The organism is Cupriavidus sp. 22TCCZM04-2 (assembly GCF_057798895.1).
Window position 1 is genome coordinate 490,161 of record NZ_JBYOJS010000001.1, and the last position, 22,653, is coordinate 512,813.

Sequence of the window (22,653 nt, forward strand, 5' to 3'; positions counted from 1 at the left end):
GGACACCAAAACGCGAAGTTTGCCCGGTTTTCAGGCCTTCAGGTAATGCTCGCGGCCGCCGAGCCAGCGTGATAGATGGGCCTCCACGGCCTCCGGAAACTGCGTCAGCATGAGCTGGGCGGCTTCCTGCGCGTACTCGACCAGCCAGGCATCGGTATTCAGGTCGGCAAAGCGCAGCATGGCTTCGCCCGACTGGCGCGCGCCCAGGAATTCGCCCGGTCCGCGGATATCCAGGTCGCGCCGGGCGATCTCGAAGCCATCGGTGGTCTCGCGCATGGTGGCCAGCCGCTCGCGCGCGGTGGGCGACAGCGGCGCCTGGTACATCAGCAGGCAGACCGACTCGGCGGTGCCGCGCCCCACGCGGCCGCGCAACTGGTGCAGTTGCGCCAGCCCAAAGCGCTCGGCATGCTCGATCACCATCAGCGAGGCGTTGGGCACGTCCACGCCGACTTCGATCACGGTGGTAGCGACCAGCACCTGCAGGCGGTTGGCGCTGAAATCGTCCATCACGGATGCCTTCTCGGCCGGCGGCAGGCGGCCGTGGACCAGCCCGACGCGCAGGTCCGGCAAGGCGGCAACCAGCGTTTCGTAGGTCTCGACGGCGGTCTGCAGCTGCAGCGCCTCGCTTTCCTCGATCAGCGGGCAGACCCAGTAGACCTGCCGGCCCTCGGCGGCAGCATGGTGGATGCGCTCGATGACCTCGTCGCGGCGCTCGTCGTTGACCAGCCGCGTGACGATCGGCGTGCGGCCCGGCGGCAGTTCGTCGATCACCGACACATCGAGGTCCGCGTAGTACGTCATGGCCAGCGTGCGCGGGATCGGCGTGGCCGACATCATGAGCTGGTGCGGCACGGTTTCCGGCCCGGCCGGGGCTGCAGCGGGCGCCGCGTCGGGCGCCGGCTCGGTCGCAGCGGCCTTGCCGCGCAGCGCCAGCCGCTGCGCCACGCCGAAGCGGTGCTGCTCGTCCACCACCGACAGGCCGAGCTTGGCGAAGCGCACGGTGTCCTGGATCAGCGCATGCGTGCCGATCGCCAGCCGGGCCTCGCCCGATTCCACGCGCGCCACGGCCGCGCGCTTGTCGCGCGCCTTGAGGCTGCCGGCCAGCCACACCACCGGCACGCCCAGCGGTTCCAGCCACGCCGACAGCTTGCGGTAGTGCTGCTCGGCCAGGATTTCGGTCGGCGCCATGATCGCGGCCTGGTAGCCGGCGTCGATCGCCTGGCACGCCGCCAGCGCCGCCACGATGGTCTTGCCGCTGCCCACGTCGCCCTGCAGCAGGCGGTGCATCGGGTGCTGCGCGGTCATGTCGGCCGCGATTTCCTCGACCACGCGCTGCTGCGCGCCGGTCAGGCGGAACGGCAGTGCGGCCAGGAACTGCGTCAGCAGGCCGCCCTCCCGCCGGGGCATGGACGGCGCATTCTTTTCGCGCCGGGCCTCATGGGCGCGCCGCAGCGAGATCTGCTGGGCCAGCAGTTCGTCGAACTTGATGCGCAGCCAGGCCGGATGCGAACGGTCGGCCAGCGCCGCCTCGCTTTCCTGCGGTGGCGGCGTGTGCAGCAGGCGCAGGCATTCGGCGAGCGGGCGCAGCTTCAGCTTGGCGAGCGGCCCCTTCAGCACGGCCGCGGGCAGTGTTTCCGGCATGGGCGTGCGCGTCAGCGCGCCGGAAATCGCTTTGCGCAGATAGGCCTGCGAAATGCCGGCCGTGGCCGGATAGACCGGCGTGAGCCGGTCAGGCAAGGCCTCGTCGGGCGCGACCGGGCGCACCGTCGGATGCACCATCTCGGCACCGAAGAAGCCGCCCCGGACTTCGCCGCGCACGCGCAGGCGCACGCCTTCCTCCATCTGCTTGGTCTGGCTGCCGTAGAAATTCAGGAACCGCAGCGTCAGCTCGCCGCTGTCATCGGCGATTTTCACGACGAGCTGGCGGCGCGGACGAAAGGTGACCTCGTTGGAAATGACCTCGCCCTCGACCTGCGCGGCCTGACCGAGACCCGCGCGGCGGATCGCCTCGGCGATCGGCATCAGCGTGGTCTCGTCCTCGTAGCGCATCGGCAGGTGCAACACCAGGTCGACGCTGCGCCGCAGGCCCATCTTGGCCAGCCGCGCGACCGCGGACGACGGCTTGCTGTCCTTGCCCGCGGCCTTGCCCCTTGCAGACGGCGCTGAGTCAGGGGCTGCGGCTTTGTCCTGGGTCGGTTCGGTGGCGGTTCCGGGCATCGGCAGTCGGGCAGGCGGAGAAATAAGGGGTATCACACAGGGCCGGGCGGCGCCTGGCGCCCAAGCCTTACAATATCGGATTCGCCGATTGTACCTATCCCGGTTGCCGCTCCGTACCCTGCGTACAGCGCCTGGCCGGGTCTTGCCGTTTCCTCATGCTGACGCTGTCCGATTTCGATTTCCCGCTGCCGCCCGAACTGATTGCACAAAGCGCCCTGCCCGACCGCAGCGCCAGCCGGCTGCTGGTAGTCAAGCGCCTGGCGCCGGGCGAGCAGCCCGACGCTGTCCGGCTAGTCGACCGCGCGTTCAGCGAGATCACCGAATACCTGCGGCCCGACGACCTGCTGGTGTTCAATGACACGCGCGTGATCAAGGCGCGCTTCTTTGGGCACAAGCGCAGCGGTGGCAAGGTCGAGGTGCTGGTGGAGCGCGTGCTGGATTCGCACACCGTCCTGGCCCAGGTGCGCGCGTCCAAGACACCGCCCGAGGGCAGCCAACTGCACCTGGCCGATGACGCCTTCGCCGTCACGGTCGGCCCGCGCGTCGACCAGTTCTTCACGCTGCGCTTCCCCGCACCAGCGCTGGACCTGATCGAGCAGTATGGACGCTTGCCGCTGCCGCCATACATCACGCACGACCCGGACGCCTACGACGAAACGCGCTACCAGACCGTCTACGCGCGCAACCCTGGCGCGGTGGCCGCGCCGACCGCCGGGCTGCATTTCGACGATGCGCTGTTTGCCAGGCTCGACGCCGCCGGCGTGCGCCGGGCGTTTCTGACACTGCACGTCGGCGCCGGCACCTTCCAGCCGGTGCGCACCGAGAATATCGCCGAACACAAGATGCACTCGGAGTGGTACGCCATCTCGCCGGAACTGGCGGACGCCGTGCGCGAAACGCGTGCGCGTGGCGGGCGCGTCATTGCGGTGGGCACGACCTCGCTGCGCGCGCTCGAATCGGCCGCGAAGCCCGACGGCACGCTGGACGCCGGCAGCGGCGACACCGACATCTTCATCACGCCGGGCTACCAGTTCCGCCTGGTCGATGCCCTGATCACCAACTTCCACCTGCCCAAGTCGACGCTGCTGATGCTGGTGTCGGCGCTGGCCGGCGTGGAAGCCATCCGCGCCGCCTACCGCCACGCGGTCGAGGCGCGCTACCGTTTCTTCAGCTACGGCGACGCGATGTTCCTGACCCGCCAGTGAAACTTGCAGATCCGCGCCAGCCCTGAAGCCAGAACCGAATTCCGAATCCCGCCATGCTTAACTTCGAACTCCTCACCACCGACGGCAACGCGCGCCGCGGCCGCGTCACCCTGAACCACGGCGTGGTCGAGACGCCCATCTTCATGCCGGTCGGGACCTATGGCTCGGTCAAGGCCATGTCGCCGCTGGAACTGAACGAGATCGGCGCCGAGATCATCCTGGGCAACACCTTCCACCTGTGGCTGCGCCCGGGGCTGGACGTGGTGAACGCGCATGAAGGCCTGCACCGCTTCATCGGCTGGGACAAGCCGATCCTGACCGACTCGGGCGGCTTCCAGGTGTTCTCGCTCGGTGATCTGCGCAAGATCACCGAAGATGGCGTCACGTTCGCGTCGCCGGTCAATGGCGACAAGCTGTTCCTGTCGCCCGAAATCTCGATGCAGATCCAGCGCACGCTGAACTCGGACATCGTCATGCAGTTCGACGAATGCACGCCGTACGAGATCGAAGGCCGTCCCGCCACGCACGAAGAGGCGGCCACGTCGATGCGCATGAGCCTGCGCTGGGCCAAGCGCTCGCGCGATGAATTCGAACGCCTGGCCAACCCGAATGCGCTGTTCGGCATCGTCCAGGGCGGCATGTTCGAGGACCTGCGCGATGAATCGCTGGCCGGCCTGTCGGAGCTGGACTTCCACGGTTTCGCCATCGGCGGCCTGTCGGTGGGCGAGCCCAAGGAGGACATGATGCGCGTGCTCGAGCACGTCGCGCCGCGCCTTCCGGCCAACAAGCCGCATTACCTGATGGGCGTGGGCACGCCCGAAGACCTGGTGGCAGGCGTGGCCGCCGGTGTCGACATGTTCGACTGCGTGATGCCGACCCGCAATGCGCGCAACGGCTGGCTATTCACGCGTTTCGGCGACGTCAAGATCAAGAACGCCGCGCATCGCAACGACCCGCGCCCGCTCGACGAAAGCTGCGCCTGCTACACCTGCCGCAACTTCTCGCGCGCTTACCTGCACCACCTGCATCGCGTCGGCGAGATCCTGGGTGCGCGCCTGAACACCATCCACAACCTGCACTACTACCTGCAGCTGATGCGCGAAGTGCGCGAGTCGATCGAACAACACCGCTTCAGCGACTTCCGTCGGCAGTTCGCCAGCGACCGCGCGCGCGGCGCGCGCTGAGCCGAGAACTTTCCGGCCCGGCATGGTCGAATACCGGGGTTGTGACGGCCTTGCCGCCCTTAGCGGCAAGTCGTCCAGAACGCACCCCGAACAAACCCGAATTCCGGCCTAGAATGCCGGGGCGTGACCGAGTCGGGTGATAGAATGGTCGATTACTTGAATGACTTTTGTGACGGAGAATCAACGTGCTGATTTCTAATGCATTCGCCCAGACCGCCGGTGCCGGCGGCGCAGCGGGTGGCCTGATGAGCTTCCTGCCCATCATCCTGATGTTCGGCGTGCTGTGGTTCATCATGATCCGCCCGCAGATGAAGCGCCAGAAGGAAAGCAAGGCCATGCTGGAAGCCCTCGCCAAGAACGACGAAGTCGTCACGGCCGGCGGCATCCTGGGCAAGGTAACCAAGGTGACCGACCAGTACGTCAGCCTGGAAATCGCCGCAGGCACCGAAATCACCGTGCAGAAGAACGCCGTGACCACGGTGCTGCCGAAGGGCTCGCTGAAGTCGCTCTGACTCCCGTTCGCGACACTGCCCTTTGTCTTTTCCGGCATGCCGCATGCGCATGCCCTGGCAGCCGCCTGATCAGCCCGTGGGCCTGTAAAAGGCCTTCCCGTGGCGGCCAGGCGGCTGTTTGCCAACCGGTCCGGCTCCGCCGGCGTGCCCCTTGGGCCCCCGGCGAATCCGCCAACCGCAGAATGACTGGCCAGAGATGAATCGTTATCCGCTTTGGAAATATGTCGTGATCCTGGTGGCCCTGGCCATCGGCATCACCTACACGCTGCCGAATTTCTTCGGCGAGGCGCCCGCCGTGCAGGTCTCCTCGGGCAAGGCTACGGTCAAGGTGGACCTCTCCATGCAGAAGCATGTGGAAGAGATCCTGGCCCAGAACCAGCTCAAGCCTGACGGCGTGTTCTTCGATGTTTCGGGCCAGTCCGGCTCGGTCAAGGCGCGCTTTCGCACCACCGACGACCAACTCAAGGCCAAGGACGTCCTGACGCGCACGCTCAACCCCGACGCGGCCGACCCGACCTACGTGGTGGCGCTGAACCTGCTCTCGGGCTCGCCGCGCTGGCTGACCGCCATGCACGCGCTGCCGATGTACCTGGGCCTGGACCTGCGCGGCGGCGTGCACTTCCTGCTGCAGGTCGACATGAAGGGTGCCGTCGACAAGAAGCTCGACAGCCTTTCGGGCGATGCCCGTACCCTGCTGCGCGACAAGAACGTTCGCCACGGCGGCATCGACCGCGACGGCGACAAGCTGACCGTGCGCTTCAGCAATGCCGACGACGCCAACAAGGCGCTCGCCATCCTGGCCGACAACCTGCGCGAACTCGCCTTCGCCATGGACGGCAACAACGTGGTCGGCACCTTTACGGATGCCGCCCGCAAGGCCGTGCAGGACGCCGCCGTCAAGCAGAACATCACGACCCTGCACAACCGCGTGAACGAGCTTGGCGTGGCCGAGCCCGTGATCCAGCAGCAAGGCGCGGATCGTATCGTGGTGCAGCTGCCCGGCGTGCAGGACACCGCCAAGGCCAAGGACATCATCGGCCGTACCGCCACGCTGGAAGCCCGTCTGGCCGATCCCGACGCGCCGCGCAACCCGCGCCCGGGCGACCCCGTGCCGTTTGGCGACGAACTGTTCACGCAAGGCAACGGCGCCCCGGTGATCCTGCGCAAGCAGGTGATCTTCACCGGCGACCGCATCGAAAGCGCATCGGCCGGCTTCGACCAGAACCAGCGCCCGTCGGTCAACATCAAGCTCGACGCCCAGGGCGGCCGCGTGCTGCGCGACGTCTCGCGCGAAAACATCGGCAAGCCGATGGGCATCGTGCTGTTCGAAAAGGGCAAGGGCGAGGTCCTGACCGTGGCAACGATCCAGTCCGAACTCGGTTCGAGCTTCCAGATCACCGGCTCCTACTCGACCGAAGCCGCCAACGACCTGGCCCTGCTGCTGCGCGCCGGCTCGCTGGCCGCGCCGATGGAAATCATCGAGGAACGCACCATCGGCCCGTCGCTGGGCGCTGACAACATCCAGAAGGGCTTTGACTCGGTGGCCTATGGGTTCGGCGCCATCGCCGTGTTCATGGTGCTGTACTACATGCTGTTCGGCGTGTTCTCGGTGGCGGCGCTCGGCATCAACCTGCTGCTGCTGATTGCGGTGCTGTCGATGCTGCAGGCCACGCTGACGCTGCCGGGCATTGCCGCTATCGCGCTGGTGCTGGGCATGGCCATCGACGCCAACGTACTGATCAACGAGCGTATCCGCGAGGAACTGCGCGGGGGCGCTTCGCCGCAGATGGCGATCGCCGTCGGCTTCGAGCGCGCCTGGGCCACCATCCTGGACTCCAACGTGACCACGCTGATCGCGGGCCTGGCGCTGCTGGCCTTCGGCTCCGGTCCGGTGCGCGGCTTTGCCGTGGTGCACTGCCTGGGCATCCTGACCTCGATGTTCTCGGCGGTGTTCTTCAACCGCGGCCTGGTCAACCTCTGGTACGGCCGCAAGAAGAAGCTGCAGAGCGTGGCCATCGGCCAGATCTGGAAGCCGGGTGCGGACACCCCGGTCGCCAAGTAAGCACGGATACATCAGGACAACATCATGGAATTCTTCCGCATCCGGCGCGACATTCCGTTCATGAAGCACGCGTTGATCTTCAACGTGGTGTCCTTCCTGACGTTTGCCGCCGCCGTATTCTTCCTGTGGCACAAGGGCCTGCACCTGTCGATCGAGTTCACCGGCGGCACGGTGATGGAGGTCAACTACCAGCAGGCGGCCGATCTCGAAAAGATCCGCGGCCAGGTGGGCAAGCTCGGCTATACCGACGTGCAGGTGCAGAACTTCGGCACCTCGCGCGACGTCATGATCCGCCTGCCGCTGCAGAAGGGCCCGGACGGCAAGCCAGTCACCTCGGCCCAGCAGAGCGAGCAGGTCATGGGCGCACTGCAGGCGGCCACGCCTGACGTCAAGCTGCAACGCGTGGAGTTCGTCGGCCCGCAGGTCGGCAAGGAACTGGCCACCGACGGCCTGCTGGCCTTGCTGTGCGTGGTGATCGGCATCGTGATCTACCTGTCTTTCCGCTTCGAGTGGAAGTTCGCGGTGGCGGGCATCATCGCCAACCTGCACGACGTGGTGATCATCCTGGGCTTCTTCGCGTTCTTCCAGTGGGAATTCTCGCTGTCGGTGCTGGCAGCTATCCTGGCGGTGCTCGGCTACTCGGTGAACGAGTCGGTCGTGATCTTCGACCGGATCCGCGAGGCCTTCCGCAAGTACCGCAAGATGACCACGCACGAGGTCATCGACCACGCGATCACCAGCACGATGTCGCGGACCATCATCACCCACGGCTCGACCGAAATGATGGTGCTGTCGATGTTCTTCTTCGGCGGCCCCACCCTGCACTACTTCGCCCTGGCGCTGACGGTCGGTATCCTGTTCGGTATCTACTCGTCGGTGTTCGTTGCCGCGGCGCTGGCCATGTGGTTTGGCGTCAAGCGCGAAGACCTGGTCAAGGGCGACAAGAAGGCCGGGGGCACGGATCGCGATGATCCGAACTACGGCGCGCAGGCCTGAGACTGATGCCGGACAAAAAAAGCGCACCTTTCGGTGCGCTTTTTTGTTGCTCGGATCAAGGTTGCTGAGCCGGTGCGGCCGCTCACCCCCGTTCCGAAAACCGCTCGATCCAGATCGCCAGCCGGTCCGTCGAAAAGCTGGCCGTGCGTGTGCCGGCACGGCAGGCAATGGTCTCGCCTTCGCGCGAGAACTGCAGCGCGCCGCCGGCTTCTTCGAGCCACAGCAGGCTGGCCAGCCACGCCGCATGCTGCGCGGAAACCGCCTCGCCCACCGGCTTGGCAAGGAATTCGCTGAGCGCGGACGGTGCGGTCCATACCACGGTCTCGCCTTCGCGGCGCACGGTGCTGTCGCCCAGCGCCTCGGCCACGACCTGCAGCGCATCGGCGGCGCCGCGCCCGGCATGCTGCGTGCGCAAGGCCGCCAGCTGCGTGCCCACGGCATGGCCGAAGGTACCGCTGCGCTCGCTCTCGGCGCCTACCAGGTCGGCATAGTCCATGCGCTGCCAGTCGGGTTCGGCATTGCGCGCGCCGCCCAGCTCCGTGCCGGCCAGGTAGGTCTCGACGGGTTGGAAGCGGCCCGGGCCGATCAGGCTCGCGCACAGCGCGTGGATCATGCCGATGCGCGTGGCCACGGTCTGGGTCTGCAGCACGCCCAACTTTTCGCGCACGAGCTGGTCGCGCTCCTTGCGCAGGCCGGCCATCTCCAGTGCCTGCTTCAGTTCCATGCGCAGCGCGGTGATGTCCCACGGCTTCTTGATATAGCGGTGGATCTGCCCCTGGTTGACGGCCTCGACGGTCTGGTCCAGTTCCGAATACGCGGTGGTCAGGATCCGCACGATATGCGGATAGCGCTCGCGCGCATGGCGCAGCAGCTCGTTGCCATACTCGCCCGGCATGCGCTGGTCGGACACCAGTACCGCGAGGCTGTCGGCGTGCGCTTCGAGCTGTGCCTTGCCCTCTTCCACCGAGCCGGCGGTCACCACAGGGGCCAGCGCGCCGATCGCGCGCTGGAAATATTTGACGGCCGTGGCTTCGTCGTCGACGAACAGAATCGCCGGGGGTGGTGCCTGGGTGGCATTCGGTTCGTTCATCGGTCACTCCTGTTCATTCGATTCTTGAAATTTGGGAAGTCCAGCGTCACGGTCGTGCCGGCTCCGGACGCTGAGGCGATCCGGATGCCGCCGCCAAACGACTGCATGACGCGGTTGCAGAAAATCATGCCGAGGCCGCTGCCGCCGGCCCCCGCGTGGGTGGTGACGGGGTCCACGAGCAGGCGCTCCATCACCTCGGGCGGAATCCCCGGGCCGTTGTCGCAGATGCGGATCTCCTGACGCGGCTTCGACACCACGACAAAGCGCAGCAGGGGCGCGCCGACGTCGCCGAGCGCGCGCAGCGCATTGCTCATGACCGAGGACAGCACCAGCGCCACGCAGTTGGGCAGCGTCTGCACGGGAAAATCGCCGTGCATCTCCACCTGGACCCAGTTGCGCTGGTCGGCATTGAACGGATAGCTATCGAGCAGCGACGCGACCAGCGCGCCCGCGCTCACTTCGGTGCCCGGCTCCTGCCGCCCCGGCGTACTGCCCGCACTGCTGCGCACGGATTGCAGGAACGACGACAGCACCGCCAGGCAATACTGGGCGTTGTCGCGCATGGCGCTGGCGGCCTGGCCGATCTCGCCCTGGCGCTGTGCGGTGTATTCGGCCGTCACGCGCCCCTCGATGCCGCGCGCGAAATTGGCAATGGCCGCGAGCGGCGTATTCAGCTCGTGGGCCAGGAAGGCCAGCGTTTCGTCGATCGCCATCAACCGCTGCTGCCGCAGGGCCCGCTCGCGCGAGCGCTCCACGGCCAGGCGCAGGACATTGCGCACATCGCCGACGCTCAGCGGCTTTTCCAGGATGCGAAACACTTCGCCGCTGTTGACGGTCTGCAGCAGCACGTCCTTGTCGGCATACGCCGTGACGAGAATGCGGACGATCTGCGGGAATTCCTCGGCCACCTGGCGCAACAGGTCGCCGCCATCGCGTCCCGGCATGCGGAAATCGGTGACCAGGATTGCCGTGCGCGCGCCGGCGCCACGCAGAATGTCGATCGCCTCGTCGGCGCCGGCTGCGGTCAGGACTTCATACTCGTTGCCCACGGCGCGCGCAAAGTACTTGAGCGCCATGTCTTCATCGTCGACGTAAAGCACGGTCGGCCGTGCCTGCTGGACTTCGCTCATGGCCAGATCACTCCGCGCGCGGCAGGTCGAAACTGAAGGCGGCCCACTTGCCGAATTCGCTCTCGGCAAACAGCTGGCCGCCGTGCCGCTCGATCACCGCATAGCTGATCGACAGGCCCAGCCCCAGCCCCTGCCCTACGTCGCGCGTGGTAAAGAACGGCTCGAACACGCGCGCCAGGTTCTCCGGCGCAATGCCCGGGCCGTTGTCCTGGACTCGCACATGCAGGCGGCTTTCCACCCAACGGATCGTGGTATGGATGGCCGGCGCCACCGTGCCTGCCTTGCGCATCGCCAGCGCGGCGTTGGAGAACAGGTTGATCAGCACGCCGATGACGGCCGCTTCGTCGCCGAGCACCAGCGTGTCATCGGGCAGTTCGCGCGTCATCTTGACGCCGCGCAGCTCGTGGGCCGTGAGGCGGACGGAGGAATCGAGCGCCTTCTCGAACAGGAACGGCGTGCCTTCTACCTCGGCACCGGGCTTGCGGTAGGCGAAGGTCTTCAGGTCCGACACGATATGCTGGATGCGCTGCATGCCCTGCTTGGCATCGACCAGGCATTCCTCCAGCGACGGATTTTCCTTGGTCTGCGGCTCTTCCATGGCCACCTCGATGGCCATCAGGCAGAAGTTGACCGGATTGTTCACCTCATGCAGCAGGCCTGCCGCGAGCGTACCGATGGCCGCCATCTTTTCCTGCTGCAGCATCTGGCCCTTGATGTCCGCGAGCCGGCGGTTGATGTCGGCCAGTTCCTCGTTCTTGCCCGCCAGCTCCTGCTTGAGCCGGATCAGGTGGAAGTGACCGCGCTCGTTCATGAACGTGTAGACGGCGCTGGCCACGATCGAAAACACGATGAACAGCGAATTGACGAGGAAGTGCCCATTCTGTGCCAGGCCTTCGGGATGGACCAGGCAGGCCACGAAGTACAGCAGATAGGTCACCGCGCCGAAGCCGACGGTCTGCCACAGGCCCATGGGCATCGCTATGCCGACCGCGAAGATGACAAGGTTCAGTCCCGCATAGTAGATAGAGGAGGCGCCGTCGGTCGTGGCAATCATCCAGGCGATCATCACCTGCGGCAGCAGCAGCCAGGCCAGCGTGAGCGGCTGGACAAAGCGCCGTCCGGCCCCCTTTACCAGCAGCAGGAAAATCAGCCCGATCAATACCGAGACCACCAGGCGTGCCACGAAGAACTGCAATTGGTGGCCGGGATAGATACCGTAGTCGAGACCGACGCCAGCCATCACCAGCACGATGGCCGTCAGCGCGCCGGCCCGGCTCGAAATCAGGCGGAAGTCGCCCAGCTCGGCCTCGTACCGGGAATACTGCCCTGCAGTCCGTTTCAACATGGTAGTCAGGCCTTGGCCGGATCGGTCACGACGGCTTCGACGAACACATTGACGCCGGTGACATCGACGTACGTGCGGCCGTCGCGCGTGTTGGAGGGCAGCAGCGCTTGCATGCCCGGCTCATCGCGATAGATCAGGTACCACTCCAGCATATGTTCCATGCTGTACCGTTCCGGATTGTTGACGTGAACGTTGGTGGCCAGGATGCGTCCCTCGGGGTGCGTGCGCGACGAGAAATAATTGAGCAGGCGCGCGCAAACGCGATCCGAGAGGTAGTCGAACAGGCCGGCGCAATAGACCCCGTCGAACTCGCGCAGCGACGGATCTATCTCGATGCGCCGCTTGAGCAGCTCATGCACCGAGTGATGGACGTATTCGACATCGACCTTCACACCGGCCTGCCGGCAACTTTCCTCGATGCGCGCGCGGGTGTAATCCAGCGTTTCCTCGCTGAAGTCGAGCAGCTGGAACGACAGCCACTGCGGTTCCGGGTACTCGGCAATGAAACGGCGGATCTCCACCGCGGGCCCGCAACCGACATTGAGCAGGCGAAACGGCCTGCCAGCGGCCTTGGCCTGCTCGGCCACGCGCACCAGGAAATCGACCAGCAGGTCGATGCGGTTGCGGTGGGCAGCGGCCACGGAGGACTGCAGGAAGGTCGCGTTGACGATCTGGAAATAGGTGTTCGGGCCCTCGCGCGGATCCGAGAGAATCTGGTTCACCATCTCATAGTCGCCCGCGTAGCCGAGCGGCTTGGTGTAGGTGCGAAACACGAATGGCGAGCGCAGCAGCAACGGATGCAGCGCCGCCTGCGTGAAGGTGCGGTGCATCACGGTCTGCTCTTCCGGCACATTCGCGGCTTCGCCATCGAGCACGGCGGAATACTGGCGTATCTTCAGGGCGATCGGCGTGGCCAGCTCCTCGAAGACGTCCATGCGCAGCGTATCGCCCTCCTTGGGCAACGCGCTGGACATGTCGACCTGCTCGACCCAGCGCGACACCTCCGACAGGAATGCGCGCATTTCATTGACCACGATCTGGTAGTCGCGCCGGATATTGAAACGCTCGTTCCAGTCCTGCACGAAGCGCTGCGACTCGCGCGCAACCGAATTCGGCTCGTTGTCGAGGTTGCTCAGCTCCAGCCACTCGTCGATCAGCGTGAGTGACACGACCGCGGTCAGGCCGGTATTCACCAGGCTCATCACCACGGCCTTGCCGAGATAGGCGTTCTTTGGCCCCATGCGGATGCTGAGTTCGCTCAGCACCTCGCTGACCTGCACGATCGAATACGGATTGTAGATTTCCATCACCAGAGACTTTCTCTGGAGATTGATGATCGTGCCCCGCACCTGCTCGCCCTGCGAGTTGCGAAAGCTGACTACCGGATCGATTTGCGTTTTGGAATACACGGTATTACGCCAGGGAAATCCGAGAAAGGCTGGAGGCCATGCAGCCGGACGGACCGGGCGGCCAGGTACAGCACAGGAGGGGCAACAGGGTCGCGGAGACGCCTACCGTTTTCGGAATGTACAGCGAATGCTCATGTCGGGTGCGCGAATGCCTGTTGGAGGCTTGGTCACCGGGGGTGCTCCGGTTGCCCGCCTGTATCGGGAAGAATCTGATTCAAGACAATTTGCTGCGGGTCATTGTACTGTGGCAAGAGCGGCCCATACAACCAAGTGGATGAAACGTCCCCCGTACTCCCTGGTACATGTGTGGGCAAGCATGCGGAAAACAAAAAAGGCCGGCAAGGCCGGCCTTTTCAAATTGGGCTGCAGCGCCCAGGATTACTCCGCGCGGACGCCTTCGACCTGGATCGCCAGCTTGACCTGCGGGTTGAAGCCCATCTTCACGCCATAGTCGAGGCCGAAGTCGGCACGGTTGAACTGGCCAATCGCGTCGGCGCCGCAAGCCTCGCGCTTGAGCATCGGGTGCTGGATGCACTTGAAGTCGCGGATTTCCAGCTTGACCGGCTTGGACACGCCGCGCAGGGTCAGCATGCCCTCCACTTCGGTCGGGACGTCGCCCTTGAACTTGCTGAACTTGCCCTTGTAGCTGGCTTCCGGGAAGGCCTCGACATCGAACATGTCCGGGCTCTTGGCGTGCTGGTTCAGCTTGGAATTACCAAAGTCGATCGAGGCCGGATCGATCTTCACGTCCACCGTGCCGCTCTTGGCGGCGCGGTCCAGCGTGACCACGCCGCTGGATTTCTCGAACTTGCCGCGCCAGGTCGACAGTCCGCCGAGGTGGTCGGCTTCGAAGCTCGGGTAGGTGTGGGTCGGATCAAGGTTATAGGTCACGGTGTTGGCCGAAGCCACGCCGAAGGCGGCAGTTGCAGCAACGGCCGCCATGGCGGTCATAAGAGTACGCAGTTTCATGGGATCTCCCGACAAAAGGTTGGAGAGGAACATCAACGGGAATGGCAACAGCTGTTCAGTTCGAGAAGACCGGCGCAGCCGGGCTTCACTTCTTTGCTGCCGTCACGATACGGAACTTGATCTGCACGTCGTCGGCGACCACGGAAGTATCCTTCCATTCGCCGTCGCCGATATTGAAGGCCGTGCGCTTGATCGGCAGCACGCCTTCGAACACCTGGGCAGCGCCGTCCTGGCGATACGTAGCCGGGATGACGATGTCCTGGGTCTTGCCCTTGATGGTCAGCTTGCCGGCCACCTCGTACTTGCCCGGCGTGCCGTTCTTGATGCTGGTGGACTGGAACACGGCCTTCGGGTACTTCGCCGCGTCGAACCAGTCCTTGCCCTTCACTTCCTTGGTGGTCTCGGCGTCGGCGATCTCGAAGCTCGACACGTCGATCTCGACCTTGGCCGACGACGTCGCGAGCCTGGCGGGATCGAAGTCGACGTTGGCGTCAAACTTCTTGAACTTGCCTTCCATGGGCACGCCGATCTGGCGCGCCACCGCGGTCACCGCGCTCCTGGCGGTGTCGATCTGCGCCCAGGCAAGGTTGGCGGCGACTCCGGTGGTGGTCAGCACGGCGGCCAGCAGCAGCGAACCGGGGCGGGGAATGCGTTTCATCAATGACTCCTGTCAGTGGGCGGCGCCCTGCGCCGCGCATCAGAACCGAAAAGGGATTTCCCGAACAGCAACGACCGAAGCGACCTGCTCCGGTCGCGAGGCCTAGCGCAGGAACGGCAGCATGCGGCCAAGCGTGCCGTCGCGATCGACGACCTGGTGCTTGATGGCAGCGGCCGCGTGCACCGCCACGACGCCCGCCATCAGGTAGTTCAGCGCGACATGCGCGACCTTGAAGACGGCCTTGAGTTCTTCATTGGCCTCGATCAGGACCGGCATCTTCCACAGGCCCAGGTAGACCACGGGGACGCCCGCTGCCATGCTGTACAGGTAACCGGTGACCGGCACCACGATGATCAGCATGTAAAGCAGGTGATGGGCGCCCGCGGCGGCCTTGGCCTGCCATGCCGGCGTGCCCGGGGCAACCGGGGGCGCGGCATGCGTGGCGCGCCAGAGTACGCGCAGCACGGCGATGATGAACACGGTAACGCCGAGCCATTTGTGCCACGAGAACAGCTTGAGCTTGGTCGGCGTCAGCCCGGGGATGCCGGTCATGTACCAGCCGAGCCCGAAGGCGGCGAAGATCAGCAAGGCAATGATCCAGTGCAGGCCGATGGCCGTGGCACCGTAGCCGGTAGCAGTAGCGTTCGAACGCATCAAATTCCTCAGCCCTTGTCGCGGGCATTTCACAATCTTTGGGCAACTCTGCAACGGGAAACCTGGCCCCGCGCTTCAGATTCTCGCATTATTGCGGTGGAGTGTGCGCCGATGCAGGACAGTCCTTAATTAAGTTATTCAAATGATTTGAAGTGGCATTCTGTCGCAGGGCATGCCCCCACCATTCCGATCGAAACAAGCAAAAAAGCCACCCGATCGGGTGGCTTTTTTGCTTCAAGCGAGGAGGCGCGTCAGATCCGCTCGGCCAGAACGATAGCCTTGCCGATGTAGCTCGCCGGCGTCATGGCCAGCAGCAGGTCCTTGGCGTCCTGCGGAATGGCCAGGCCGGTGATGAACGTCTGCAGTGCCTCGCGCGAGATGCCCTTGCCGCGCGTCAGTTCCTTGAGCTGCTCGTACGGGTTGGGCACGCCAAAGCGGCGCATCACGGTCTGCACCGGCTCGGCCAGCACTTCCCAGCAGTTGTCGAGGTCTTCGTTGAGGCGTTCCGGGTTGGTTTCCAGCTTGCCCAGGCCGCGCAGGCAGGCCTCATAGGCCAGCAGGCTGTAGCCGAAGGCCACGCCGATATTGCGCAGCACGGTCGAATCGGTCAGGTCGCGCTGCCAGCGCGACACCGGCAGCTTCTCCGACAGGTGGCGCAGCACCGCGTTGGCCAGGCCCAGGTTGCCTTCCGAGTTCTCGAAGTCGATCGGGTTGACCTTGTGCGGCATGGTCGACGAGCCGATCTCGCCGGCCTTGGTCTTCTGCTTGAAGTAGCCGACCGAGATATAGCCCCAGATGTCGCGGTTCAGGTCCAGCAGGATGGTGTTGGCGCGCGCCACGGCATCGAACAGCTCGGCCATGTAGTCGTGCGGTTCGATCTGGATGGTGTACGGGTTGAAGGTCAGGCCCAGGCGCGTTTCGATGACCTGCTTTGAAAACGCTTCCCAGTCGAACGTCGGGTAGGCCGACAGGTGCGCGTTGTAGTTGCCCACGGCGCCGTTCATCTTGCCGAGCAGCTCCACGCGTTCGATGCGCTCGATGGCGCGCGCCAGGCGCGCGGCCACGTTGGCCATTTCCTTGCCGAGCGTGGTCGGGCTGGCCGGCTGGCCGTGGGTGCGCGACAGCATCGGCTGGGCGGCGTTGGCCTTGGCCAGCTCCACCAGGCGGGCCTGCACGCGCTTGAGCGCCGGCACCACCACGCCCTCGCGGGCGCCCTTGAGCATCATGCCGTGCGAGGTATTGTTGATGTCTTCCGAAGTGCAGGCGAAGTGGATGAACTCGCTGGCCGCTTCCAGCTCGGCGTTGCCCTTGACCTGCTCCTTGAGCCAGTACTCGACTGCCTTGACGTCGTGGTTGGTGACGGCTTCGATGTCCTTGATGCGGGCTGCGTCGGCTTCGGAGAAGTTATCGACCAGCGCCAGCAGCGCGGCTTCCGAGGCTGCGGAGAACTTGGGCATGTCGGGCAGGCCGGCCTGGGCCAGTGCGATCAGCCAGTGCACTTCGACCTTGACGCGGTTGCGCATGAAGGCCGCTTCGGACAGCCATTCGCGCAGCGCATCGGCCTTGGAAGCATAACGGCCATCGATGGGGGACAGGGCGGTGAGCGGCGAAAGCGAAGAGGTGGACATGCTGGCAACCGGGGAAAAATGAGGGGAGTACGGGATTGGATCGCAAGCGCGCCAGGCGCGGGGGGCACCCCGCGGGCAACTGGCAAGCGGCCGATGCGCCGCACCGCGTGGGTTCCGCGGCGAACGGCGCTGACGGGCCGGCGCCGCGCAACGGGCGATTTTACCACCCATGCCGCCGTCCCGGGGCAACGCTACAGCGTGGCCATGGGGCATCCGTGCGGGAGACCTCGTTCGCCATGCGGCGCGGGTATACTCGCGCTCGCCGTTCCACTAGCCTGTTATGAAGTGCATCGGGCAAGCGCTGAAAGCCAGGGACTCCTGCGCCGCTTGCCGCCGAGCGTCGATGCACTTCATAACAAGCTCGAGGGGAGAAAATGAAGCTGTTCGCGTCCCAGACCAGTCCCTACGCGCGCAAGGTGCGCGTAGTGATGGCGGAAAAGAAGATCGACTACCAGTTGATCGAAGAGAACGTCTGGTCACCCGATACGGTGATCGGCCAATACAATCCGCTCGGCAAGGTGCCCTGCCTGGTCATGGAGGACGGCAGCTCGATCTATGACTCGCGCGTGATTGTCGAATACGTCGACACGCTGACGCCGGTCAGCCGCCTGATTCCGCAAGGCGGCCGCGAACGCCTGGAAGTGCACTGCTGGGAAGCGCTGGCCGATGGCCTGCTCGATGCCGCGCTGCTGGCGCGCCTGGAAAACACCCAGCGCGAACCGCACGAGCGCAGCGAGCGCTGGGTGCAGCGCCAGCTTGGCAAGATCGACGCCGCACTGGCCGCCATGTCGAACGACCTGGCCGATCGCCAGTGGTGCAGCGGCAACCACTATTCGCTCGCCGACGTGGCCGTGGGCTGTGCGCTGTCCTACCTGGATTTCCGCTTCCCGGAAATCCACTGGCGCGAGCGCCATCCGAACCTGGCGGCGTACCAGGAGAAACTTGCCAAGCGCCAGTCGTTCATCGACACGGAGCCACCGGCGGCTTGAACCTGGCGCCAATGCAAAACGCTCGCTTGCGCGAGCGTTTTTCGCTTTCAGGGCACGCTTACTGCGCCGACTGGATGATGCCGCCGCCCAGGCAGACATCGCCGTCATACAGCACCGCCGACTGGCCCGGCGTCACCGCCCACTGCGCTTTGGCAAACGCGAGACTGAGCGTCTCGCCATCGACCCCATCGACCACGCACGGCGCATCGCTCTGGCGGTAGCGCGTCTTCGCCGCCATGGCGGCACCGGCAGCAGGCGGCTCGCCCGCCACCCAGGACAGGTCGGCCGCGGCCAGCGTGCGCGTGAGCAGCCACGGATGATCGTGGCCCTGCACGACATACAGCGTATTGCTGGCCATGTCCTTGCGCGCCACATACCACGCGTCGCCGTTGCCGTCGCGGCTGCCGCCCAGGCCGATGCCCTTGCGCTGCCCGAGCGTGTAGAAGGCCAGCCCGATATGCTCGCCAACCACCTTGCCATCGGGCGTCTTCATCGGCCCCGGCCTGGTTGGCAGGTAGCGGTTCAGGAAATCGCGGAACGGCCGCTCGCCGATAAAGCAGATGCCGGTCGAATCCTTCTTCTTCGCGTTCGGCAGGCCGATCTCGGCGGCGATCTCGCGCACGCGGGTCTTCGGCATCTCGCCCAGCGGGAACAGCGTGCGCGAAAGCTGGGCCTGGTTCAGGCGATGCAGGAAGTAGCTCTGGTCCTTGGTGTGGTCCACCGCCTTGAGCAGCTCGAAACGGCCCGCCGCGTTCTGCCGCACGCGCGCATAGTGGCCCGTGGCGATGGTCTCCGCGCCCAGCGACATGGCGTGGTCGAGAAAGGCCTTGAACTTGATCTCGGCATTGCACAGCACGTCGGGGTTCGGTGTGCGGCCCGCGGAATACTCGCGCAGGAAATCCGCGAACACGCGGTCCTTGTACTCGGCGGCAAAGTTCACGGCCTCGACATCCACGCCGATCAGGTCGGCCACCGACACCACGTCGAGCCAGTCCTGCCGCGTGGAGCAGTATTCGCTGTCGTCATCGTCCTCCCAGTTCTTCATGAACAGGCCGATGACCTCATAGCCCTGCTGCTTGAGCAGCCACGCGGTCACCGACGAATCGACCCCGCCCGACATGCCGACCACGACCCGCTTGCCGCTCACAATCCGTCTCCGGTGGCCAGGACGGACGGGTGCGTGTAGAGCGCATCGAGCGCAAAGCGCTTGCCGGCCAGATAGTCGTCGATACAGGCCAGCACCAGCGGCGTGCGGTGGCGCTCGGGGCAGGCGCGGATCTCGTCGGCGCTCATCCAGACGGTGCGCACGATGCCGGTATCGAGTTGGCGGCCCGCGTCGAGCGAGCCGAGGTCGCCGGTGAAGGCAAAGCGCACATAGGTCACGTCCGAATCGGTGCGCGACGACGCCGCGCGGCCCATGTAGCAGCCCAGAAGCGCGCGCGGCTCGAAGGTGTGCGCGGTCTCTTCCAGCGTTTCGCGGATGACGGCGCGGATCAGGCTTTCGCCCGGATCCAGGTGGCCCGCCGGCTGGTTCAGCCGCAGGCCGTCACGGGTTTCTTCTTCCACCAGCAGGAACCGCCCGCCGCGCTCGATGACCGCGGCAACCGTCACGCTGGCATTCCAGTCACGTGGCATGATGCACATTTTTTAGGCAATTCGGCATTTTACCGGTTGCGCGGGCATTGTGCAGCGCGGCGGCGGCGGTCCGACCCTCTCGCGGCCCCCTTCCAATACCCGACCGCTCAGTCACCAATAATCGTCGGATTCCTGTAAGCTGCGTAAAAAATTGTGCGCTGCGGGTTTCAACAACCGTTGGCGCGCAACGGGCCAGACGTCGGCCCGCCCATCAGATATGACGCCAGCAAAGGAGAAATTGACGATGTACATCGGCATCCCGCAGGAGACGCGGGCCGGCGAGACGCGTGTCGCCGCCACCCCTGAAACCGTCAAGAAGTATGTCGCACAGGGCCACAAGGTCGTGGTGCAGGCGGGTGCCGGCGTACGGGCCAGCCAGCCTGACAGCGCCTACGAGGCCGTCGGCGCCACCATCGGCAGCGCCGCCGAGGCGCTTGGCGCCGACCTGGTGCTGAAGGTGCGCGCGCCGGAAGCCGCGGAGCTGGCCCAGATGAAGCCGGGATCGGTGCTGGTGGGCATGCTCAATCCGTTCGATGTCGAGAACAATGCGCGCATGGCGGCGGCATCGATCACCGCCTTCGCGCTCGAAGCCGCGCCGCGCACCACGCGCGCGCAGAGCATGGACGTACTCTCCTCGCAGGCCAATATCGCCGGCTACAAGGCCGTGCTGATCGCCGCGCACTATTACCAGCGCTTCATGCCGATGCTGATGACCGCCGCGGGCACCGTCAAGGCGGCGCGCGTGCTGATCCTCGGTGCCGGCGTGGCGGGCCTGCAGGCCATCGCCACGGCCAAGCGCCTGGGCGCGGTGATCGAGGCCTCGGACGTGCGCCCGGCCGTGAAGGAACAGATCGAATCGCTCGGCGGCAAGTTCCTGGACGTGCCGTTTATCACCGACGAAGAACGCGAGATCGCGCAAGGCGTCGGCGGCTATGCCCGCCCGATGCCGCCCGACTGGATGCGTCGCCAGGCCGAACTGGTGCATGAGCGGGCGAAGCAGGCCGACATCATCATCACGACCGCGCTGATCCCGGGCCGCAAGGCGCCCGTGCTGCTGCAGGAAGCCACCGTGCAGCAGATGAAGCCGGGCTCGGTGGTGGTCGACCTGGCCGCCGCGCAAGGCGGCAACTGCCCGCTGACCGTGGCCGACGAAGTGGTCGAGCGCAATGGCGTCACCCTGATCGGGCACACCAACCTCGCCAGCATGGTCGCGGCCGACGCCTCGGCGCTCTATGCCCGCAACGTGCTGGATTTCCTCAAGCTGGTCATCGACAAGGACGGCCAGTTCACGCTGAACCTCGAAGACGACATCGTCGCGGCCTGCCTGATGTGCAACAGCGGCGAAGTCGTGCGCAAGGCGGCGTGAGTCTTACCGGCGCCCGCAGGCGCCGGCTGCATTCCGCATCAAGATAAGGACGTATCACCCATGCAACGCATCATGCTCCGCGCCAAGCTTCACCGCGTCACCGTGACGCAGGCGGACCTCCACTACGAGGGTTCGTGCGGCATCGACGAGGACCTGCTCGAAGCTGCCGACATGAAGGAGTTCGAGAAGATCGACCTGTACAACGTGCAGAACGGTGAACGCTTCTCCACCTACATCATCAAGGGCCGGCGCGGCAGCGGCGAGATCTCGCTCAACGGCGCCGCCGCGCGCCGCGCGCATATCGGCGACCATCTGATCATCTGCACCTACGCGCCGATGACCGAGGAGCAGATCGCCACGTACAAGCCGAAGATCATCCTGGTCGACGAGAAGAACGGCATCAAGGAAATCAAGAAGGTGTAAGCCCATGACGGCCAGCCTGTGTCGGAATTCCGTAGCAAGGGCGGCACCGTGGCGTGCCCGTCTTGGCATGCGGTTCGCGCAGGCGGCCGGCATCGGCCTGCTGGCCTTGTGCGCGGCGTGCGGGACATCGGGCGGCGGCAGTGCGTCGGGTTCCGCAAGCGCTGCCGCGACCAGCGGCCCCAGGCTGCTCGACCCCTTGCCCGCATGGCGCGATGGGGCAGCCAAGCAGTCCATCCTGAATTTCGTCAGCAAGACCACCACGCCGGGCAGCCCCGAGTTCGTCGCGCCGGAAGACCGCATCGCCGTCTTCGACAACGACGGCACGCTGTGGCGCGAAGACCCGGTGGTGGAATTGCTGTTTGTGGTCAGCCGCGCGCAGGAGCGCGCGCGGGCCGAACCGGCACTGGCCGGTCGTTCGCCCTACAAGGAATTCCTGGCCGACCCCGCGGCCTATTTCAAATCGACCGGGGAGGCAGGCGCCGTGCGCCTGCTCAACGAGCTCTACGGCAACACCTCTCTCGACGCCTTCCAGGAAGACGCGCGGCGCTACTTCGCCAATGCGCGCCACCCGAAATCCAAAGCGCCGCTGCGCGAAGGCACCTACCAGCCAATGCTGGAAGTGCTGGCATTGCTGCGTGCCCATGGCTACCAGACCTGGATCTGTTCGGGCGGCACGACCGACTTCATGCGCGCCGTGTCGCAGTCGTACTACGGCATTCCTCCGCAACAGGTGATCGGTTCGCGGCTTGCCGCACAGTTCCGCGAAAGTGGCCGCGACAATGAAATCTGGCGCGAGCCGAAGATCGAAAGCTTCAACGACAAACAGATGAAGCCGGTCAACATTGCGCTGCAGATCGGCAAGCGGCCGGTGTTCGCGGCCGGCAATGTCGGCGGCAAGGGCGATATCGCCATGCTGTCGTACTCGCAGGCGCGCAAGGGGCCGTCGTTCCAGCTGCTGGTCAACCATGACGACGCCGAGCGCGAATCCGCATATGCGGAAAACGACGGCGCGTCGCTGAAAGCCGCGGCGGAACGCGGCTGGACCGTGGTGAGCATGAAGCGCGACTGGGCCCGTGTGTTCCCGGCCCCGGGCGCGGCGGCGGCAACGCTGGCACCAGTGCGGGCGCAGGCGCCTTAAGGGCCCGCGACATCCCGGTCGTTCGCATTCCAAAACAGACAAC

The 22,653-nt window shown here is 65.4% G+C and carries 20 protein-coding genes; 9 read left to right on the forward strand and 11 right to left on the reverse strand.

Annotation, left to right across the window (positions count from 1 at the left end; translation table 11 throughout):
* Nucleotides 1-30: 30 nt before the first annotated feature.
* The gene (recG, locus tag AC3FKG_RS02265; protein ID WP_488742319.1) at nt 31-2,217 is read right to left on the reverse strand and encodes an ATP-dependent DNA helicase RecG; all 2,187 of its coding nucleotides are present in this window, start codon (nt 2,215-2,217) and stop codon (nt 31-33) included.
* 155 nt (nt 2,218-2,372) lie between these two features.
* Here recG and queA point away from each other — a divergent pair, with 155 nt between their 5' ends.
* The 5 genes from queA (at nt 2,373) to secF (ending at nt 8,176) form a co-directional block, all read left to right on the forward strand.
* The gene (gene queA / locus AC3FKG_RS02270; protein WP_483709213.1) at nt 2,373-3,422 is read left to right on the forward strand and encodes a tRNA preQ1(34) S-adenosylmethionine ribosyltransferase-isomerase QueA; all 1,050 of its coding nucleotides are present in this window, start codon (nt 2,373-2,375) and stop codon (nt 3,420-3,422) included.
* Nucleotides 3,423-3,475: 53 nt separating this feature from the next.
* Nucleotides 3,476-4,606, forward strand: coding sequence for a tRNA guanosine(34) transglycosylase Tgt (gene tgt, locus AC3FKG_RS02275; protein WP_483709214.1), 1,131 nt, complete (start codon nt 3,476-3,478; stop codon nt 4,604-4,606).
* A gap of 185 nt (nt 4,607-4,791) precedes the next feature.
* The gene (gene yajC, locus AC3FKG_RS02280; RefSeq protein ID WP_483709215.1) at nt 4,792-5,118 is read left to right on the forward strand and encodes a preprotein translocase subunit YajC; all 327 of its coding nucleotides are present in this window, start codon (nt 4,792-4,794) and stop codon (nt 5,116-5,118) included.
* 196 nt (nt 5,119-5,314) lie between these two features.
* Nucleotides 5,315-7,180 (forward strand): protein translocase subunit SecD, encoded by a 1,866-nt coding sequence (gene secD / locus AC3FKG_RS02285; protein WP_483709216.1) that lies wholly within the window; start codon nt 5,315-5,317, stop codon nt 7,178-7,180.
* 24 nt (nt 7,181-7,204) lie between these two features.
* Complete coding sequence (gene secF, locus AC3FKG_RS02290) at nt 7,205-8,176, forward strand: protein translocase subunit SecF (RefSeq protein ID WP_483709217.1); 972 nt, start codon at nt 7,205-7,207, stop codon at nt 8,174-8,176.
* Nucleotides 8,177-8,258: 82 nt separating this feature from the next.
* Here the strand turns inward: secF and AC3FKG_RS02295 are convergent, their stop codons facing one another.
* From AC3FKG_RS02295 to purB, 8 genes are all read right to left on the reverse strand, one after another.
* Nucleotides 8,259-9,266 (reverse strand): response regulator, encoded by a 1,008-nt coding sequence (locus tag AC3FKG_RS02295; RefSeq protein ID WP_488742320.1) that lies wholly within the window; start codon nt 9,264-9,266, stop codon nt 8,259-8,261.
* Complete coding sequence (locus AC3FKG_RS02300; protein WP_483709220.1) at nt 9,263-10,396, reverse strand: hybrid sensor histidine kinase/response regulator; 1,134 nt, start codon at nt 10,394-10,396, stop codon at nt 9,263-9,265. The genes AC3FKG_RS02295 and AC3FKG_RS02300 overlap by 4 nt, the downstream gene beginning before the upstream one ends.
* Before the next feature lie 7 nt (nt 10,397-10,403).
* Nucleotides 10,404-11,741 carry a sensor histidine kinase gene (locus AC3FKG_RS02305; RefSeq protein WP_483709221.1) on the reverse strand — a complete coding sequence of 446 codons (1,338 nt, stop codon included), beginning with the start codon at nt 11,739-11,741 and terminating at the stop codon, nt 10,404-10,406.
* A 5-nt stretch (nt 11,742-11,746) separates the two neighbouring features.
* Complete coding sequence (locus AC3FKG_RS02310) at nt 11,747-13,150, reverse strand: class I SAM-dependent methyltransferase (protein WP_483709223.1); 1,404 nt, start codon at nt 13,148-13,150, stop codon at nt 11,747-11,749.
* 378 nt (nt 13,151-13,528) lie between these two features.
* Nucleotides 13,529-14,119: a YceI family protein gene (locus tag AC3FKG_RS02315; protein ID WP_488742321.1), complete on the reverse strand. Its 591-nt coding sequence runs from the start codon at nt 14,117-14,119 to the stop codon at nt 13,529-13,531.
* Nucleotides 14,120-14,204: 85 nt separating this feature from the next.
* A complete protein-coding gene (locus AC3FKG_RS02320; RefSeq protein WP_483709226.1) occupies nt 14,205-14,777 on the reverse strand; it encodes a YceI family protein in 573 nt (190 codons plus the stop codon).
* A 102-nt stretch (nt 14,778-14,879) separates the two neighbouring features.
* On the reverse strand, nt 14,880-15,431 hold the full coding sequence (locus AC3FKG_RS02325; RefSeq protein WP_483709227.1) for a cytochrome b: 552 nt from the start codon (nt 15,429-15,431) through the stop codon (nt 14,880-14,882).
* Nucleotides 15,432-15,682: 251 nt separating this feature from the next.
* The gene (gene purB, locus AC3FKG_RS02330; protein ID WP_483709228.1) at nt 15,683-17,059 is read right to left on the reverse strand and encodes an adenylosuccinate lyase; all 1,377 of its coding nucleotides are present in this window, start codon (nt 17,057-17,059) and stop codon (nt 15,683-15,685) included.
* A gap of 374 nt (nt 17,060-17,433) precedes the next feature.
* Between purB and AC3FKG_RS02335 the strand changes: the two genes are divergently transcribed.
* Nucleotides 17,434-18,048 (forward strand): glutathione S-transferase family protein, encoded by a 615-nt coding sequence (locus AC3FKG_RS02335; RefSeq protein WP_483709229.1) that lies wholly within the window; start codon nt 17,434-17,436, stop codon nt 18,046-18,048.
* A gap of 58 nt (nt 18,049-18,106) precedes the next feature.
* Here AC3FKG_RS02335 and mnmA read toward each other — a convergent pair whose 3' ends face one another.
* Both mnmA and AC3FKG_RS02345 read right to left on the reverse strand, forming a co-directional pair.
* Entirely contained in the window at nt 18,107-19,195 is a 1,089-nt protein-coding gene (gene mnmA / locus AC3FKG_RS02340) for a tRNA 2-thiouridine(34) synthase MnmA (RefSeq protein ID WP_488742322.1), read from the reverse strand.
* Nucleotides 19,192-19,683, reverse strand: a complete 492-nt coding sequence (locus AC3FKG_RS02345; RefSeq protein WP_483709231.1) for an NUDIX hydrolase — start codon at nt 19,681-19,683, stop codon at nt 19,192-19,194. Before AC3FKG_RS02345 ends, mnmA begins: the two co-directional genes overlap by 4 nt.
* 244 nt (nt 19,684-19,927) lie before the next feature.
* Here AC3FKG_RS02345 and AC3FKG_RS02350 point away from each other — a divergent pair, with 244 nt between their 5' ends.
* Genes AC3FKG_RS02350 through AC3FKG_RS02360 form a run of 3 tightly spaced genes read left to right on the forward strand, consistent with a single transcriptional unit; the run spans nt 19,928 to nt 22,610 of the window.
* Nucleotides 19,928-21,049 (forward strand): Re/Si-specific NAD(P)(+) transhydrogenase subunit alpha, encoded by a 1,122-nt coding sequence (locus AC3FKG_RS02350; RefSeq protein WP_483709232.1) that lies wholly within the window; start codon nt 19,928-19,930, stop codon nt 21,047-21,049.
* Between the two features lie 60 nt (nt 21,050-21,109).
* A complete protein-coding gene (gene panD, locus AC3FKG_RS02355) occupies nt 21,110-21,472 on the forward strand; it encodes an aspartate 1-decarboxylase (protein WP_483709233.1) in 363 nt (120 codons plus the stop codon).
* Nucleotides 21,473-21,476: 4 nt separating this feature from the next.
* Nucleotides 21,477-22,610 carry an HAD family hydrolase gene (locus AC3FKG_RS02360; RefSeq protein WP_483709234.1) on the forward strand — a complete coding sequence of 378 codons (1,134 nt, stop codon included), beginning with the start codon at nt 21,477-21,479 and terminating at the stop codon, nt 22,608-22,610.
* Nucleotides 22,611-22,653: the final 43 nt, after the last annotated feature.

Coding starts and splice junctions, on each gene's coding strand:
- AC3FKG_RS02325 (WP_483709227.1), bottom strand. CDS start 15,431: ATGCGTTCGAACGCTACTGCTACCGGCTACGGTGCCACGGCCATCGGC.
- AC3FKG_RS02335 (WP_483709229.1), top strand. CDS start 17,434: ATGAAGCTGTTCGCGTCCCAGACCAGTCCCTACGCGCGCAAGGTGCGC.
- AC3FKG_RS02345 (WP_483709231.1), bottom strand. CDS start 19,683: ATGCCACGTGACTGGAATGCCAGCGTGACGGTTGCCGCGGTCATCGAG.
- recG (WP_488742319.1), bottom strand. CDS start 2,217: ATGCCCGGAACCGCCACCGAACCGACCCAGGACAAAGCCGCAGCCCCT.
- panD (WP_483709233.1), top strand. CDS start 21,110: ATGCAACGCATCATGCTCCGCGCCAAGCTTCACCGCGTCACCGTGACG.
- AC3FKG_RS02350 (WP_483709232.1), top strand. CDS start 19,928: ATGTACATCGGCATCCCGCAGGAGACGCGGGCCGGCGAGACGCGTGTC.
- AC3FKG_RS02360 (WP_483709234.1), top strand. CDS start 21,477: ATGACGGCCAGCCTGTGTCGGAATTCCGTAGCAAGGGCGGCACCGTGG.
- purB (WP_483709228.1), bottom strand. CDS start 17,059: ATGTCCACCTCTTCGCTTTCGCCGCTCACCGCCCTGTCCCCCATCGAT.
- AC3FKG_RS02300 (WP_483709220.1), bottom strand. CDS start 10,396: ATGAGCGAAGTCCAGCAGGCACGGCCGACCGTGCTTTACGTCGACGAT.
- AC3FKG_RS02320 (WP_483709226.1), bottom strand. CDS start 14,777: ATGAAACGCATTCCCCGCCCCGGTTCGCTGCTGCTGGCCGCCGTGCTG.
- AC3FKG_RS02305 (WP_483709221.1), bottom strand. CDS start 11,741: ATGTTGAAACGGACTGCAGGGCAGTATTCCCGGTACGAGGCCGAGCTG.
- AC3FKG_RS02315 (WP_488742321.1), bottom strand. CDS start 14,119: ATGAAACTGCGTACTCTTATGACCGCCATGGCGGCCGTTGCTGCAACT.
- AC3FKG_RS02295 (WP_488742320.1), bottom strand. CDS start 9,266: ATGAACGAACCGAATGCCACCCAGGCACCACCCCCGGCGATTCTGTTC.
- secD (WP_483709216.1), top strand. CDS start 5,315: ATGAATCGTTATCCGCTTTGGAAATATGTCGTGATCCTGGTGGCCCTG.
- secF (WP_483709217.1), top strand. CDS start 7,205: ATGGAATTCTTCCGCATCCGGCGCGACATTCCGTTCATGAAGCACGCG.
- queA (WP_483709213.1), top strand. CDS start 2,373: ATGCTGACGCTGTCCGATTTCGATTTCCCGCTGCCGCCCGAACTGATT.
- tgt (WP_483709214.1), top strand. CDS start 3,476: ATGCTTAACTTCGAACTCCTCACCACCGACGGCAACGCGCGCCGCGGC.